Annotated in this window: 11 protein-coding genes; 10 read left to right on the plus strand and 1 reads right to left on the minus strand. The window is 68.9% G+C overall.

The window, feature by feature from the left end:
* Positions 1 to 17: 17 nt before the first annotated feature.
* The 3 genes from MKP15_RS10800 (at position 18) to MKP15_RS10810 (ending at position 5,413) form a co-directional block, all read left to right on the plus strand.
* Positions 18 to 3,188, plus strand: coding sequence for a multidrug efflux RND transporter permease subunit (locus MKP15_RS10800; protein ID WP_240212705.1), 3,171 nt, complete (start codon positions 18 to 20; stop codon positions 3,186 to 3,188).
* Between the two features lie 63 nt (positions 3,189 to 3,251).
* A complete protein-coding gene (locus MKP15_RS10805) occupies positions 3,252 to 3,989 on the plus strand; it encodes an SDR family oxidoreductase (RefSeq protein WP_240212706.1) in 738 nt (245 codons plus the stop codon).
* Positions 3,983 to 5,413, plus strand: a complete 1,431-nt coding sequence (locus MKP15_RS10810) for an efflux transporter outer membrane subunit (RefSeq protein WP_240212707.1) — start codon at positions 3,983 to 3,985, stop codon at positions 5,411 to 5,413. Before MKP15_RS10805 ends, MKP15_RS10810 begins: the two co-directional genes overlap by 7 nt.
* Before the next feature lie 713 nt (positions 5,414 to 6,126).
* Here MKP15_RS10810 and MKP15_RS10815 read toward each other — a convergent pair.
* Positions 6,127 to 7,623, minus strand: coding sequence for an aminotransferase class III-fold pyridoxal phosphate-dependent enzyme (locus tag MKP15_RS10815; RefSeq protein WP_240212708.1), 1,497 nt, complete (start codon positions 7,621 to 7,623; stop codon positions 6,127 to 6,129).
* A gap of 116 nt (positions 7,624 to 7,739) precedes the next feature.
* Between MKP15_RS10815 and MKP15_RS10820 the strand changes: the two genes are divergently transcribed.
* The 7 genes from MKP15_RS10820 (at position 7,740) to fabV (ending at position 15,501) form a co-directional block, all read left to right on the plus strand.
* Positions 7,740 to 8,171: an Lrp/AsnC family transcriptional regulator gene (locus tag MKP15_RS10820; protein ID WP_054665268.1), complete on the plus strand. Its 432-nt coding sequence runs from the start codon at positions 7,740 to 7,742 to the stop codon at positions 8,169 to 8,171.
* Positions 8,172 to 8,273: 102 nt separating this feature from the next.
* On the plus strand, positions 8,274 to 9,308 hold the full coding sequence (queA, locus tag MKP15_RS10825) for a tRNA preQ1(34) S-adenosylmethionine ribosyltransferase-isomerase QueA (protein ID WP_240212709.1): 1,035 nt from the start codon (positions 8,274 to 8,276) through the stop codon (positions 9,306 to 9,308).
* 67 nt (positions 9,309 to 9,375) lie between these two features.
* The gene (tgt, locus tag MKP15_RS10830; protein ID WP_240212710.1) at positions 9,376 to 10,506 is read left to right on the plus strand and encodes a tRNA guanosine(34) transglycosylase Tgt; all 1,131 of its coding nucleotides are present in this window, start codon (positions 9,376 to 9,378) and stop codon (positions 10,504 to 10,506) included.
* Positions 10,507 to 10,771: 265 nt separating this feature from the next.
* The gene (gene yajC / locus MKP15_RS10835) at positions 10,772 to 11,101 is read left to right on the plus strand and encodes a preprotein translocase subunit YajC (RefSeq protein WP_104938717.1); all 330 of its coding nucleotides are present in this window, start codon (positions 10,772 to 10,774) and stop codon (positions 11,099 to 11,101) included.
* A gap of 60 nt (positions 11,102 to 11,161) precedes the next feature.
* Complete coding sequence (gene secD / locus MKP15_RS10840; RefSeq protein ID WP_104938718.1) at positions 11,162 to 13,003, plus strand: protein translocase subunit SecD; 1,842 nt, start codon at positions 11,162 to 11,164, stop codon at positions 13,001 to 13,003.
* A 61-nt stretch (positions 13,004 to 13,064) separates the two neighbouring features.
* Positions 13,065 to 14,033 (plus strand): protein translocase subunit SecF, encoded by a 969-nt coding sequence (gene secF / locus MKP15_RS10845; RefSeq protein ID WP_240212711.1) that lies wholly within the window; start codon positions 13,065 to 13,067, stop codon positions 14,031 to 14,033.
* A 205-nt stretch (positions 14,034 to 14,238) separates the two neighbouring features.
* Positions 14,239 to 15,501, plus strand: coding sequence for an enoyl-ACP reductase FabV (gene fabV / locus MKP15_RS10850; protein ID WP_104938720.1), 1,263 nt, complete (start codon positions 14,239 to 14,241; stop codon positions 15,499 to 15,501).
* The last annotated feature ends 11 nt before the right edge of the window (positions 15,502 to 15,512 follow it).

Raw genomic sequence — 15,512 nt, forward strand, 5'->3', positions numbered from 1 at the left:
TTGCAAGGATTCCGCAGATGGATTTTTCCCGTTTCTTCATCGACAGGCCGATCTTCGCGGCGGTGCTGTCGATCGTGATCTTCGCCGCCGGCCTGATCGCGATCCCGATCCTGCCGGTCGGCGAATACCCGGAAGTGGTGCCGCCGTCGGTGGTGGTGCGCACGGTCTACCCGGGCGCCAACCCCAAGGTCATCGCCGAGACCGTCGCTACCCCGCTGGAGGAGGCGATCAACGGCGTCGAGGGCATGATGTACCTCAAGTCGGTGGCCGGCTCGGATGGCGTGCTGCAGATGACCGTCACCTTCCGCCCGGGCACCGACCCGGATGCGGCCGCGGTGAAGGTGCAGAACCGCGTGGCGCAGGCGCAGGCGCGCCTGCCCGAGGACGTGCGCCGGCAGGGCGTGACCACGCAGAAGCAGTCGCCGACCTTCCTGATGGTGGTGCACCTGACCTCGCCGGGCGGCAAGTACGACACCCTGTACCTGCGCAACTACGCGCGCCTGCACGTCAAGGACGCGCTGGCGCGCATCCCGGGGGTGGGCGACGCGCAGGTCTTCGGCGGCGGCGACTACGCCATGCGCGCCTGGCTGGACCCGGGCAAGGTGGCCTCGCGCGGCCTGACCGCCAGTGACGTGGTGCGCGCGATGCGCGAACAGAACGTGCAGGTTTCAGCCGGCCAGCTCGGCGCCGAACCGCTGCCGGACAGCCGCTTCCTGACCCTGATCAACGCCCAGGGCCGGCTGAAGAGCGAGCAGGAGTTCGGCGACATCGTGCTCAAGAGCGGCGGCGACGGCGAGATCGTGCGCCTGTCCGACGTCGCCCGGCTGGAGCTGGGCGCCGGCGACTACACCCTGCGTTCGCAGCTGGACGGCAAGAACGCGGTGGGCATCGGCATCTTCCAGGCGCCGGGCGCCAACGCGCTGGAAATCCGCGACCAGGTCATCGCCAGCATGGACGCCATGCAGAAGACCTTTCCGGCCGACGTGAAGTACGAGGCGGTGTACGACACCACCATTTTCGTGCGCGATTCGATCAAGGCGGTGGTGTCCACGCTGCTGGAGGCGATCGCGCTGGTGGTGCTGGTGGTGATCCTGTTCCTGCAGACCTGGCGCGCTTCGATCATCCCGCTGATCGCGGTGCCGGTGTCGGTGGTGGGCACGTTCGCCGCGCTGTACCTGCTGGGCTTCTCGATCAACACGCTGAGCCTGTTCGGCCTGGTGCTGGCGATCGGCATCGTGGTCGACGACGCGATCGTGGTGGTGGAGAACGTCGAGCGCAACATCGAGGAGGGCCTGTCGCCCACCGCCGCCGCGCACCAGGCGATGAAGGAAGTGTCCGGGCCGATCATCGCCATCGCCCTGGTGCTGTGCGCGGTATTCGTGCCGATGGCCTTCCTGTCCGGCGTCACCGGCCAGTTCTACAAGCAGTTCGCGGTGACCATCGCCATTTCCACGGTGATCTCGGCGATCAATTCGCTGACCCTGTCGCCGGCCCTGGCCGCGCGGCTGCTCAAGCCCCACGGCGCGCCGAAGGATGGCCCGAGCCGGTTGATCGAACGCCTGTTCGGCTGGGTGTTCCGCCCGTTCAACCGCTTCTTCAGGTCCAGCTCGGAAAAGTACGAGCGTGGCGTGGCCCGCATCCTCGGCCGCCGTGGCGCGGTGTTCGTGGTCTACGCGATCCTGCTGGTCGGTACCGGCGTGATCTTCAAGCTGGTGCCGCCGGGCTTCATCCCGACCCAGGACAAGCTGTACCTGATCGCCGGGGTGAAGCTGCCGGAGGGCGCGTCGATCGCGCGTACCGATGCCATGCTGCGCAAGGTGGCGAAGATCGCCCAGGAAACCGACGGCGTGGCCCACACCATCTCGTTCCCGGGCCTGAACGCGCTGCAGTTCACTAATACCCCCAATACCGGCGTGGCGTTCATCCCGCTCAAGCCGTTCAACGAACGCAACGGCCGCAGCGCCGCGCAGATCAATGCCGAGATCAACCAGAAGATCGCCGGCCTGCAGGAAGGCTTCGCGTTTTCGATGATGCCGCCGCCGATCCTGGGCCTGGGCAATGGCAACGGCTACCAGATGTTCATCGAGGACCGCGGCAACCTGGGCTACGGCGCGCTGCAGAACGCGGTGCAGGCGATGCAGGGCGCGGTGGCGCAGACCCCGGGCATGGCCTTCCCGATCACCAGCTACCAGGCCAACGTGCCGCAGCTGGACGCGGAGGTGGACCGGGTCAAGGCCAAGGCGCAGGGCGTGCAGCTGACCGAACTGTTCGACACCCTGCAGACCTACCTGGGCTCGGCCTACGTCAACGACTTCAACCAGTTCGGCCGCACCTGGCAGGTGATCGCCCAGGCCGACGGCCCGTTCCGCGAGAGCGTGGAGGATATCGCCCGGCTGCGTACCCGCAACGACCGTGGCGAGATGGTGCCGATCGGTTCGATGGTGACCATCAAGGAAACCTACGGCCCCGATCCGGTGCTGCGCTTCAACGGCTACCCGGCCGCCGACCTGGCCGGCGAGGCCGACCCGCGCGTGCTGTCCTCGGCCGAGGCGATGAACCGACTGACCGAGATCGCCGGCAAGGTGCTGCCGGTGGGCATGACCACCGAATGGACCGACCTGAGCTACCAGCAGGCCACCCAGGGCAAGGCCGCCTTCATCGTGTTCCCGGTTGCGATCCTGCTCGCATTCCTGGTGCTGGCCGCGCTGTACGAGAGCTGGTCGCTGCCGCTGGCGGTGATCCTGATCGTGCCGATGACGCTGCTGTCGGCACTGTTCGGGGTATGGCTGAGCGGTGGCGACAACAACGTGTTCGTGCAGGTCGGGCTGGTGGTGCTGATGGGCCTGGCGTGCAAGAACGCGATCCTGATCGTCGAATTCGCCCGCGAGCTGGAAATGGGCGGCAAGCGCATCGTCGACGCCGCGCTGGAGGCGTGCCGCCTGCGCCTGCGCCCGATCGTGATGACCTCCATCGCCTTCATCGCCGGCACCGTGCCGCTGGTGCTGTCGCATGGCGCGGGCGCCGAGGTGCGCTCGGTCACCGGCATCACCGTGTTCGCCGGCATGCTGGGGGTGACCCTGTTCGGCCTGTTCCTGACCCCGGTGTTCTACGTCGCGCTGCGCACCTTCGTCACCCGCAACGGCGGCGGCCAGCTGGTGCGGCATGGCGAACCGACCCTGCACCACTGACCCGACCTTCGGCCGTCGCCTGACATCCTCGGGCGACGGCCCATCCAACCGAGACATGCATCCATGACTACCCAACACAACAAGATCGCGCTGGTCACCGGCGCCACCCGCGGCATCGGCCTGGAAACGGTGCGCCAGCTGGCCCGCGCCGGCGTGCATACGCTGCTCGCCGGCCGCCAGCGCGACACCGCGCAGGCGCTGGCACTGCAACTGCAGGCCGAAGGGCTGCCGGTGGAGGCGCTGCAGCTGGACGTCACCGATGCCGCCAGCATCGACGCGGCGGTGCGCGAGGTCGAACGGCACCACGGCCGGCTCGACATCCTGGTCAACAACGCCGGCGTGCTGCTGGAAGACCCGTCGCTGCCACCGTCGGCGCAGCCGCTCGATACCTGGCGCCGGACCTTCGACACCAACGTGCATGCGCTGGTGGCCGTCACCCAGGCGTTCCTGCCGCTGCTGCGGCGCTCGACGGCCGGGCGCATCGTCAACGTGTCGAGCATCCTCGGTTCGCAGGCGCTGCATGCCGATCCCGGCTCGCCCATCTACGACTTCAAGGTGCCGGCCTACAACGCGTCCAAGGCGGCGGTGAACAACTGGACCCTGTCGCTGGCGTACGAACTGCGCGGCACGCCGATCAAGGTCAACACCGTGCACCCGGGCTACGTGCGGACCGACATGAACGCGGGCGCGGGCGAGATCGACGTCGCCGACGGCGCGCGCTCCAGCGTGCAGATGGCGCTGCTCGGCGCGGACGGGCCGAGCGGCAGCTTCACCCATCTCGGGCAGGTGCTGCCATGGTGAGGGCGGCACTGGCCGCGGCGCTGTCCGGCCTGCTGCTGGCCGGCTGCGTCAGTGTCGGCCCGGATTACCACGCCCCGGCGCAGCCGCCGGTGGTGCTGCGCGGCGCCGCCGCACCGGTATACAGCGCGCAGTCGCCGGTGGCGGGCTGGTGGGCGCAGTTCGATGATCCGGTGCTCGCGCAGCTGATGCATGCGGCGTTGTCCGACAACCTCGACCTCACGCTGGCACTGGCGCGCGTGCAGCAGGCGCGGGCGGTGTTCGTCGAGCGCCAGCTCGACCAGGCGCCGCACGTCACCGCGGCCGCCAGTCAGGAACGCCATCGGCAACGGGATCCGGCGCAGGGCGGCGCACGCGTGTCCGGCGAGCAGTACCAGCTTGGTTTCGATGCCGGCTGGGAGCTTGACCTGTTCGGACGCCAGCGCCGCGCCGCCGAAGCGGCGCGGGCCGACCTGGACGCCGAATGGGCCAACCTGGTCGACGCACAGGTGCTGGTGGCCGCCGAGGTCGCGCGCAATTACTTCGAGCTGCGCGGTACGCAGAAGCGCATCGCGGTGGCCGAACAGACCCTGGTCAACCTGCGCGACACCCAGGCACTGACCGAGACCCGCTGGACCCTGGGCGCGGGCAGCGAACTCGACGTGCAGAGCAGCCGTGCGCGGCTGAAGGCGATCGAGGCCGACATCCCGCTGCTGGAACTGGCGCAGACCCAGTCACGGCACCGGCTGGCGGTGCTGCTGGGGCAGCGCCCCGGCACCCTGGATACGCTGTTGCAGCCGCGCCCGGTCCAGGCGTTCGCCCGGCCGCTGCCGCTGGGCGATACCACCGTGCTGCTGCAGCGGCGCGCCGACGTGCGCGCCGCCGAGCGCCGCCTGGCCGCGGCCACCGCGCGGGTCGGCGTGGCCACCGCCGACCTGTTTCCGCGGCTGTCGCTGACCGGCTTCGTTGGTTTCCTCGGCGGCGATGCCGGCGGCCTGGTCAATGGCGCCAACAAGGCCTGGTCGCTGGCGCCATCGCTGCGCTGGAGCGCGTTCGACGTCGGCAGCGTGCGCGCGCGGCTGCGCGCCAGCCGTGCCCAGGCCGACGGCGCGGCGGCCGAGTACGAGAAGACCGTGCTGCTGGCGCTGGAGGATGCCGAGAACGCGCTGGCACGCTACGCCAGGCAGCAGGCGCGACTGCTGATCGTGGCCGAACAGGCCCAGGCCGCGCGTCGCGCGCAGGCGCTGGCGCAGGTCCGTTACCGCGAGGGCTCGGCCGATTTCCTGGCGCTGCTCGACGCGCAGCGCAGCCAATTGGCGGCCGACGATGCGCTGGCCGACGCCGAAGCCGGGGTCAACGTCAGCGTGGTGGCGGTGTACAAGGCGCTCGGCGGCTGGGGCCAGGCCTCGGCCACCGCACCGTCGGTCGCGGTGGTCGAAGCGCGTTGACTCGCCCGGCAAATGCGCGGCTTGCCTGCATGAAGCCTTGCCGGCCGAGCGCCGTGCCGGGCAAGCCCGGCACCTACGGGTGGGTTCCTGCAGCCTTCGCGTTTCCGTAGATGCGGGGCTCGCCTCGCATGGGCTTGCCCCGGATGGAAAGAGGCGGCCAGATGGCCGCCTCTTTCCGCTTTCCGCCTGTCATCTGCCTGGGGCGTGCAGGTCTTGCCGGCCGAGCGCCGTGCCGGGCAAGCCCGGCACCTACGGGTAGGTTCTAGCAGCCTTCGCGTTTCCGTGGATGCGGGGCTCGCCCCGCATGCGGCTTTCACCATGAAAAGAGGCGGCCAGGTGGCCGCCTCTTTCCGCTTTTCGTCTGTCATTTGCCCGGTAAGTGCAGGTCTTGTCGGCCGAGCGCCGTGCCGGGCAAGCCCGGCACCTACGGTGGGTTCCTGCAGCCTTCGCGTTTACGTGGATGCGGGGCTCGCCCCGCATGGGGCTTGCCTCGGATGGAAAGAGGCGGCCAGATGGCCGCCTCTTTCCGCTTTCCGCCTGTCATCTGCCTGGGGCGCCGGCCCAGCGCCGTGCCGGGCAAGCCCGGCACCTACGGGTGGGCTCTTGCAGCCTTCGCGTTTCCGTAGATGCGGGGCTCGCCCCGCATGGCTTTCCCCATATGGGAAAAGGCGGCCAGGTGGCCGCCTCTTTCCGTTCTCCATCCCTTGCGGCAATCAGGCCGCGTCGGCCTGCTCGCGGCGCGGGCCTTCGGCCAGGGCGCGGCCGACCATGTCCACCAGCAGGTCCAGCTCGGCCTCGTCCATGCCGAAATGCGGGGTGAAGCGCAGCGAGTTCTCGCCGCCGTGGATCACGTTGACGCCGTGCATGCGCAGCCATTCCTCGGTGGAATTGGCGCCGTAGCACTTGAACTGCGGGGCCAGTTCGCAGGAGAACAGCAGCCCGGTGCCCTGGACCTTGGTGATCAGCCCGCCCAGCCTGGCCTTGAGCGCCTCGAGCTTGCGCACCGCCTGTTCGCCGCGTTCGCGGATGTTGCGGCGCACCTCCGGGGTCAGGCGGGCCAGGGTGGCGCAGGCCACGTCCAGCGCGCGCGGGTTGGTGGTCATGGTGTTGCCGTACACGCCCTTGCGGTACAGGTGCGCGGCGTGTTCGGTGACGGCCAGCACCGACAGCGGGAACTGCGCGCCGTTCAGGGCCTTGGAGTAGGTCTCCATGTCCGGCGGGTCCAGGGTCTCGTAACCCGGGTAATCGACGAAGGACAGGGTGCCATGGGCGCGCAGCGCGGCCTGGATCGAGTCGATCAGCAACAGGCTGCCGTGGGCGCGGGTCAGTTCGCGGGCCAGCTTGTAGAAGCTCACCGGTACCGCGCGGCCCGGGTCGCCTTCACCCATCACCGGCTCCAGGAACACCGCTTCGATGAACCAGTTGTGGGCCTTGGCGTCGTCGAACACCTTGCGCAGCGCCGCCTCGTCGTACGGGGCGATCGCGATCACGCTGTCCTCGCCGCGGTAGCTGGCCAGGAAGCGGTCGTAGGTCTTGCGGGTCGAGTCCGAATACAGCGCCGGGCGGTCGGTGCGGCCGTGGAAGCTGCCCTTGATGACCACGCGCTTGATCGTGGCGCCGGCGTGCGGCGCGCCCGGGTCGGTCTGCAGCTTGGCATTGATGTCGGCGATGCGCGCGGCCAGGCCGACCGCCTCGGAGCCGGAGTTCAGGCACATGAAGTGCGAGAACGGGCAGCCGCCGCGGGTATGGCCGATCTCCTTGCGCAGCGCCTGCACGAAGCGGCGCTGGGACAGGCTCGGGGTCATGATGTTGGCCATCACCTGCGGCTTGGCCGCGGCGGCCAGCACCTCGGGCGGGGTGTGGCCGAAGCCCAGCATGCCGTAGCCGCCGGCGTCGTACAGCACCGCGCCCTTGAGCGAGACCACCCACGGGCCGCAGGCGGCCAGCGCGATGTACGGCACCACCGCGTCATCGGCGTAGAAATTGACGAACCCGGACTGCATCGCGGCGATCTGGTCCTTCTCGTCCAGGTCCAGCAGGTCGGCCGCCTCGTCCTTGATGCGGGCGTATTCGCTGGCGGCCGCGGCGATCGCCGCGACCAGGTCGGGATGGGCGGCGGCCAGGCGTTCGACGGCGGCATCCTCCAGCCCCGTGGTCAGGCGGGCGCCGGCGTGCGCGCGGAGCGCGGCGAGGGGGCCGAGTACGGTCATGCTCATCTCCAGAAAGGTCTTGTATAGCCATTATCTGGAGATTCTGGTCATATGGCAGCTGTCATTCCGTCGAAAATCGGGTTAATTTCGTCGAATCGACGAAACCGGGCCGCGATGTGAAGATTTCCCCCGCCGACGAACGCCTGTTGTCCGTGCTGCGCGAGGACGCGCGCGCATCCACCGCGCAGATCGCGCGCCGGCTCGGGCTGTCGCGCACCACCGTGCAGAGCCGCATCGACCGGCTCGAGCAGCAGGGGGTGATCGCCGGCTACACGGTGCGTACCCACGAGGATTACGAGCAGGGCCAGGTACGCGCGCACGTGCTGATCACCGTGTCGCCGCGCAAGATGCCGGCGGTGGTCAAGGCGCTGCGCGAGATCGCCGAGGTGCGCAGCCTGCATTCGGTCAGCGGCGCCCATGACCTGGTGGCGATGGTGGTGGTGGGCGGGGTCGGCGAGATGGACGTGGTCACCGACGCCATCGGCGTGATCGACGGGGTCGAGCGCACCACCAGCGCCATCATCCTGTCGACCAAGTTCGAGCGCTGACGCATCCGGGCGTCCACGCAGGTGCGGGGCAAGCCCCCGCAGCTACGGGTATGCGGCGCGCGCCCGGTACAATGGCCGGCTCCCCCGTTCGATGTTCCGGCCTTGAAGAAGTCCGATTTCCACTACGACCTGCCCGAGGAACTGATCGCCCAGGCGCCGCTGGCCGAGCGCTCCGCCAGCCGCCTGCTGGTGGTGCCGCCGGCGCCGGCCGCCTACGACGACCGCCACGTGCGCGACCTGCCCGAGCTGCTGCAGCCCGGCGACCTGCTGGTGTTCAACGATACCCGGGTGATCCCGGCGCGGCTGTTCGGGCACAAGGCCAGCGGTGGCCGGGTGGAGATCCTGATCGAGCGCCTGCTCGGTGGCCAGCAGGCCCGTGCCCAGGTCGGCGCCAGCAAGTCGCCCAAGCCCGGCAGCCGCATCCAGCTCGACGCCGGTGGCGAGGCCGAGGTGCTCGGCCGCGACGGCGAGTTCTACCTGCTGCGCTTCGACCTGCCCGAGCCGCTGGAAGCCTGGCTGGCGCACGCCGGCCGGCTGCCGCTGCCGCCGTACATCCAGCGCGAGCCCGGCGCCGACGACCGCGAGCGCTACCAGACCGTGTTCGCGCGCGAAGTGGGCGCGGTGGCGGCGCCTACCGCCGGCCTGCATTTCGACGACGCCCTGCTGCAGCGGCTGCGTGCGCGCGGCGTGGCGTTCGGCCATATCACCCTGCACGTGGGTGCCGGCACCTTCCAGCCGGTGCGGGTGGACGACCTGTCGCAACACGTGATGCATCGCGAATGGCTCAATGTCGGTGCCGGGCTGGTGCAGCAGGTGCGGCGGACCCGCGCCGCTGGCGGCCGCGTGATCGGGGTCGGCACCACCGTGGTGCGGGCGCTGGAGAGTGCGATGCGCGAGGGCGAGCTGCAGCCGTTCGCCGGCGAAACCCAGATCTTCATCACCCCGGGCTACCGCATCCGCAGCGTGGACGCGATGGTCACCAACTTCCACCTGCCCGAAAGCACCCTGCTGATGATGATCTCGGCGTTCGCCGGCAGGCAGCGGGTGTTCGACGCCTACGCCCACGCCATCGCCAGGCGTTACCGGTTCTTCAGCTACGGCGACGCGATGCTGCTGTTCCCGCAGCCCGACGCCTGATCCCGCCTTTCCTGCGCCAGCGTCGCCGATCCGCGACAATGGACGGCAGACCGACCGAAGCACACCCATGTCCAGACTGCAGTTCACGCTCCAGGCCACCGACGGCAACGCGCGCCGCGGCCAGCTTTGCTTCCCGCGCGGCACCGTGCAGACCCCGGCGTTCATGCCGGTGGGCACCTACGGCTCGGTGAAGGGCGTGCTGCCCGAGCAGATCCGCGCGCTCGGCGCCGAGATCATCCTCGGCAACACCTTCCACCTGTACCTGCGCCCGGGTCTGGAGGTGATCGGCGACCATGGCGGCCTGCACGGCTTCTGCCGCTGGAACGGGCCGATCCTGACCGACTCGGGCGGCTTCCAGGTGTTCTCGCTGGCGCACCGCCGCAAGATCACCGAGCAGGGCGTCACCTTCGCCTCGCCGACCGATGGCGCCCGCGTGTTCCTGGGGCCGGAGGAGAGCATGAAGATCCAGAAGGTGCTCGATTCGGACGTGGTGATGATCTTCGACGAATGCACCCCGTACCCGGCCACCGAGGACGTGGCCCGGCGCTCGATGGAACTGAGCCTGCGCTGGGCGCGGCGCTCGCGCGATGCGCATGACGCGCTGGGCAACGACGCGGCGCTGTTCGGCATCGTCCAGGGCGGCGTGCACCCCGACCTGCGCAGCCGCTCGGCCGAGGGCCTGCAGCAGATCGGCTTCGACGGCTATGCCATCGGCGGGCTGGCGGTGGGCGAGCCCGAGCACGAGCGCAACGCCATGCTCGAGCACATGCACCCGATCCTGCCGGCCGACCGCCCGCGCTACCTGATGGGCGTGGGCCGCCCGGAGGACCTGGTCGAGGGCGTGGCCCGCGGTGTGGACATGTTCGACTGCGTGATGCCGACCCGCAACGCGCGCAACGGCCATTACTTCACCTCGACCGGCACGGTGCGCATCCGCAACGCCCGCTACGAGCGCGACATGGACACCATCGAGCCGGGCTGCGGCTGCCATGCCTGCAGCAGTGGCTACACCCGCGCCTACCTGCGCCACCTGGACCGCTGCAACGAGATGCTGGCGCCGATGCTCGGTACCCTGCACAACCTCTATTACTACGAGAAGCTGATGGCCGACATGCGCGCGGCCATCGAGGCGGGAACCTTCCTGGCCTTCCGCGAGTCCTTCTATGCGGCGCGCGGGGCGCGCGCGCCGGCGCTGTAGCGTTTTTTCTGCCCCCGCAGCGGGGGTGGCCGCCGGGCCGCGCCGCGCCGGCAGGCCGTCGGCAGGGGCAGGGTGGGCGGACAGGCACGACACGGGCGCCCGGCTGGCCGGGCGTTCCCCGCGCCCGGGAGGAGGGCTGTTCGGCAGTCAGCGGCAGGCTCCGCCTTGCAATTGGACCGGCCCGCCTCTATGGCATACTTCCACGCTTGAATCCGTTCCGCGGCGCCGGCCCCGGCAGGCACCGCCCGACAGTTAAGGACACACGATGAACCCGATGGCTATCCTGCTTCCCGTCGCCCAGGCCGCCCCGGCCGCCCCGGGCATGGGCACTTTCCTGCTGCCGATCGCCCTGATCGCGGTCATGTACTTCCTGATGATCCGCCCGCAGATGAAGCGCCAGAAGGAACACAAGGCGATGCTGGAGAAGATCGCCAGGGGCGACGAGGTGCTGACCAACGGCGGCATCGCCGGCGTGGTGACCGACATCGGCGACAACTTCATCACCGTCGAAGTGGCCGACAACGTCCGCATCCGCGTGCAGAAGGGCGCCATCGGCAACGTGCTGCCCAAGGGCACGCTGAAGTCCGCGGCCTGAGCCCGAGTTTCCCTTCCGTCATGACGCGGCGCCGGGACCGGCGTCGCGCAGGAACCCGCAATGCTTGAATTCCCACGCTGGAAGTACTTCCTGATCCTGGTCGTCCTGGCGGTCAGCGCGCTGTATGCGCTGCCCAACGTGTACCAGAAGGACCCGTCCGTGCAGATCACCGCCAACCGCGGCGGGCAGATCGACGATGCCCTCAAGCAGCGCGTCAGCGCGGCGCTGGGCGAGGCCGGGGTCACGCCCAAGTCGGTGGAGAAGGAAGGCGAGAGCCTGATCGTCCGCCTCGGTTCGCTCGATGCCCAGACCCGCGCCAACGACGTGCTGCGCGAGACGGCCGGCGAGAACTACACCGTCGCCCTGAACCTGGCCTCGACCGTGCCGGACTGGCTGGCCGGGCTCGGCGGCAAGCCGATGGTGCTGGGCCTGGACCTGGTCGGTGGCGTGCACTTCGCCCTGCAGGTGGACAAGAAGGCCGCGGTGGACAAGCGCTTCGACGCGTTCGCCGAGGACATCCGCACCACGCTGCGCGACAGCCGCGTGGGCTACCGCGCGGTCGAGCGCCGCGGCGAGAGCGACATCCAGGTGACGCTGGCCAATGCCGCCGACGCCGACAAGGCCCGTGCCGCGCTGGTCAAGGCGCAGCCGACCCTGACCTACTCCGGCAGCGGCGAGCGCATCACCGTGACCGTGCCGCAGGCCGAGATGCTGCAGATCGCCTCCGGCGCCATCGAGCAGAACCTGACCACCCTGCGCAACCGCGTCAACGAACTGGGCGTGGCCGAGCCGATCATCCAGCGCCAGGGCGACGACCGCATCGTGGTCGAGCTGCCGGGCGTGCAGGACACCGCCGAAGCCAAGCGCATGATCGGCGCCACCGCCACCTTGGAGTACCGCCTGGTGGTGGACGGCAACGCGCAGGACGCCATGACCAGCGGCCGCATCCCGCCGGAAGCGCGCCTGTACCGCGACCGTCGTGGCATGCCGGTGCTGCTGAACAAGCGCACCATCGTCACCGGCGACCAGATGGTCAAGGCCGAGGTCTCCACCGACCAGAACGGCCTGCCGGCGGTCGCGGTCACGCTCAACAGCGTCGGCGGCCAGCGCATGTTCGACGTCACCAGCGTCAACGTGAACAAGCCGATGGCCGTGGTCTACACCGAGCGCATTCCGCAGGTGACCATGGTCGATGGCAAGGAAGTGCGCAGCTTCCGGGTCAAGGAAGAAGTCATTTCCGTGGCCAACATCAACAGCCCGCTGGGCAAGAACTTCATCACCACCGGCCTGGAGAAGACCGAGGCCGACAGCCTGGCCAAGCTGCTGCGCGCCGGTTCGCTGGCCGCGCCGATGGACTTCGTCGAGGAATACGTGATCGGCCCCAGCCTGGGCGCGGAGAACGTGGCCCGCGGCGTCAAGGCGGTGGTGTTCTCGTTCGTGTTCACCCTGGTGTTCTTCACCATCTACTACCGCATGTTCGGCGCGATCACCTCGGTGGCGCTGCTGTTCAACCTGCTGATCGTGGTGGCGGTGATGTCGCTGTTCGGCGCGACCATGACCCTGCCGGGCTTCGCCGGCCTGGCGCTGTCGGTCGGCCTGTCGGTGGACGCCAACGTGCTGATCAACGAGCGCATCCGCGAGGAACTGCGGCTGGGCATGCCGGGCAAGGCCGCCATCGCCGCCGGTTACGAGAAGGCCTCGGGCACCATCCTCGACGCCAACCTCACCGGCCTGATCGTGGGCGTGGCGCTGTATGCGTTCGGCACCGGTCCGCTGAAGGGCTTCGCGCTGACCATGATCATCGGCATCTTCGCCTCGATGTTCACCGCGATCACCGTGTCGCGTGCGCTGGCGGTGCTGATCTACGGCCGTCGCAACAAGCTCCAGTCCGTGGCGATCTGACGCGAATCCCTTCGCGAAAGCCCGCACATGCGTGTGCGGGTTTTTTAAGGAAAATCCCTGCATGAAACTATTCCCGCTCCACATCGTCCCGAACGACACCAACATCGACTTCATGCGCCACCGCAGGCCGGTGCTCGCGTTGATGGTGGTGCTGCTGCTGGTGTCGCTGGCGATCATCGGCTTCAAGGGCTTCAACTACGCGCTGGAGTTCACCGGCGGCACGGTGGTGCGTACCCACTTCGAGAAGAGCGTCGACGCCGAAGCGGTGCGCGGGCGCCTGGCCGCGGCCGGCTTCGAGAACGCCCAGGTGCAGAGCGTGGGCGGCGGCAACGACCTGATGATCCGCCTGCCGCCCGATGGCGAGCACAACAACGCCGCCGACGCCGCGCAGAAGGTCGCCGAGAAGGTCCGCGCCGCGATCAGCCTGCCCGGCAACGCCGCTACCGCGCAGCCGGGCGAGTTCGTCGGCCCGCAGGTCGGCAAGGACCTGGTGATGAACGGCATCTACGCGACGCTGTTCATGGTGATCGGCTTCCTGATCTACATCGCCGCGCGCTTCGAGTGGAAGTTCGCGATGGTGGCCAGCATCACCGCGTTCTTCGACCTGATCCTGACCGTGGCCTACATGTCGCTGCTCGGCCGCGAGTTCGACCTGACCGTGCTGGCCGGCATGCTGTCGGTGATGGGCTTTGCCATCAACGACATCATCGTGGTGTTCGACCGCGTGCGCGAGAACTTCCGCAGCCTGCGCGTGGAGCCGCTGGAAGTGCTGAACCGCTCGATCAACCAGACGCTGTCGCGCACGGTGATCACCGCGGTGCTGTTCTTCCTGTCGGCGCTGGCGCTGTACCTGTACGGTGGCGAGTCGATGGAAGGCCTGGCCGAGACCCACATGGTCGGCGCGGTGATCGTGGTGGTGTCGTCGGTCATCGTGGCCGTCCCGCTGCTCAGCATCGGGCCGTTCAAGGTCTCCAAGCAGGACCTGCTGCCCAAGGCCAAGGACGTCGAGGAACTGGCGCGCCGCCCGTAAGGCCCGCCACCTCCCGACCGCGAAAGAGCCGCGCACCGCGCGGCTCTTTCCGTTTGCGGCCTGCCCGCGATGACGCCGCCGAGGTGCCGGTTCCATGCGGTGGCGTCGGTTGTTTTCGCTGCGGGCGCACACTACGATCCTCGCGGTTCGGCGCCTGCTCGGCGTGTGCCGCGGCGCTGTTTTCCCGTATCCAACCGAGGTTTCCATGGTCATCAAACCGCGTGTGCGCGGCTTCATCTGCGTCACCACCCATCCGGCCGGCTGCGACGCGGCGGTCAAGGAACAGATCGACTACATCAAGGCGCAGCCCAGGCTCGCCCATGGCCCGAAGAAGGTGCTGGTGATCGGTGCGTCCACCGGTTACGGCCTGGCCGCGCGCATCAAGGCCGCCTTCGGCAGCGGCGCCGCCACGCTGGGCGTGTTCTTCGAGCGGCCGGGCAGCGAAAGCAAGCCGGGCACGGCGGGGTGGTACAACTCGGCTGCGTTCGAGAAGTACGCGCACCAGGCCGGCCTGTACGCGCGCAGCGTCAACGGTGATGCATTCTCCGACGAGGTCAAGGCCAAGGTCATCGAGATCATCAAGGCCGACCTGGGCCAGGTCGACCAGGTGGTCTACAGCCTGGCATCGCCGCGCCGCAAGCACCCGAAGACCGGCGAGGTGATCAGCTCCACGCTCAAGCCGATCGGCGCGCCGATCACGCTGCGCGGCCTGGATACCGACAAGGAAGTGCTGACCGAGACCACCCTGCAGCCGGCCAGCGCCGAGGAAATCGCCGGCACCGTGCAGGTGATGGGCGGCGAAGACTGGCAGATGTGGATCGACGCGCTGCTGGAAGCCGGGGTGCTGGCACCGGGCGCGACCACCACCGCGTTCACCTACGTCGGCGAGGAAATCACCCAGGCGATCTACTGGAACGGCTCCATCGGCGCCGCCAAGAAGGACCTGGACGCCAAGGTCAAGGACATCCGCGCCCGCCTGCAGGGCATCGGTGGCGACGCCCGCGTGTCGGTGCTCAAGGCGGTGGTCACCCAGGCCAGCTCGGCGATCCCGACCATGCCGCTGTACCTGTCGCTGCTGTTCAAGGTGATGAAGGACGAGGGCACCCACGAAGGCTGCATCGAGCAGCTCGACACCCTGTACGACATTCTCTACAACGGGCCGCAGGGCGGCGCCAACGCCGCCGACCACATCCGCCGCGACCTGGTCGACGGCAAGGGCCGCAGCGTCGCGCTGGTGGACGAGGAAGGCCGCCTGCGCGCCGACTACAAGGAAATGGCGCCGGAGGTGCAGGGCAGGGTGGTCGCGCTGTGGCCGCAGGTGACCAACGAGAACCTGTACGAGATCAGCGACCTGGCCGGCTACAAGGCGGACTTCCTGCGCCTGTTCGGTTTCGGCATCGACGGCGTGGACTATGACGCCGACGTCAACCCGGACGTGAAGATCGAGAACCTGGTTGACCTGACCTGATACGCAAAAGG

This window comes from Stenotrophomonas sp. Y6, assembly GCF_022436665.1.
Lineage (GTDB): Bacteria > Pseudomonadota > Gammaproteobacteria > Xanthomonadales > Xanthomonadaceae > Stenotrophomonas > Stenotrophomonas acidaminiphila_A.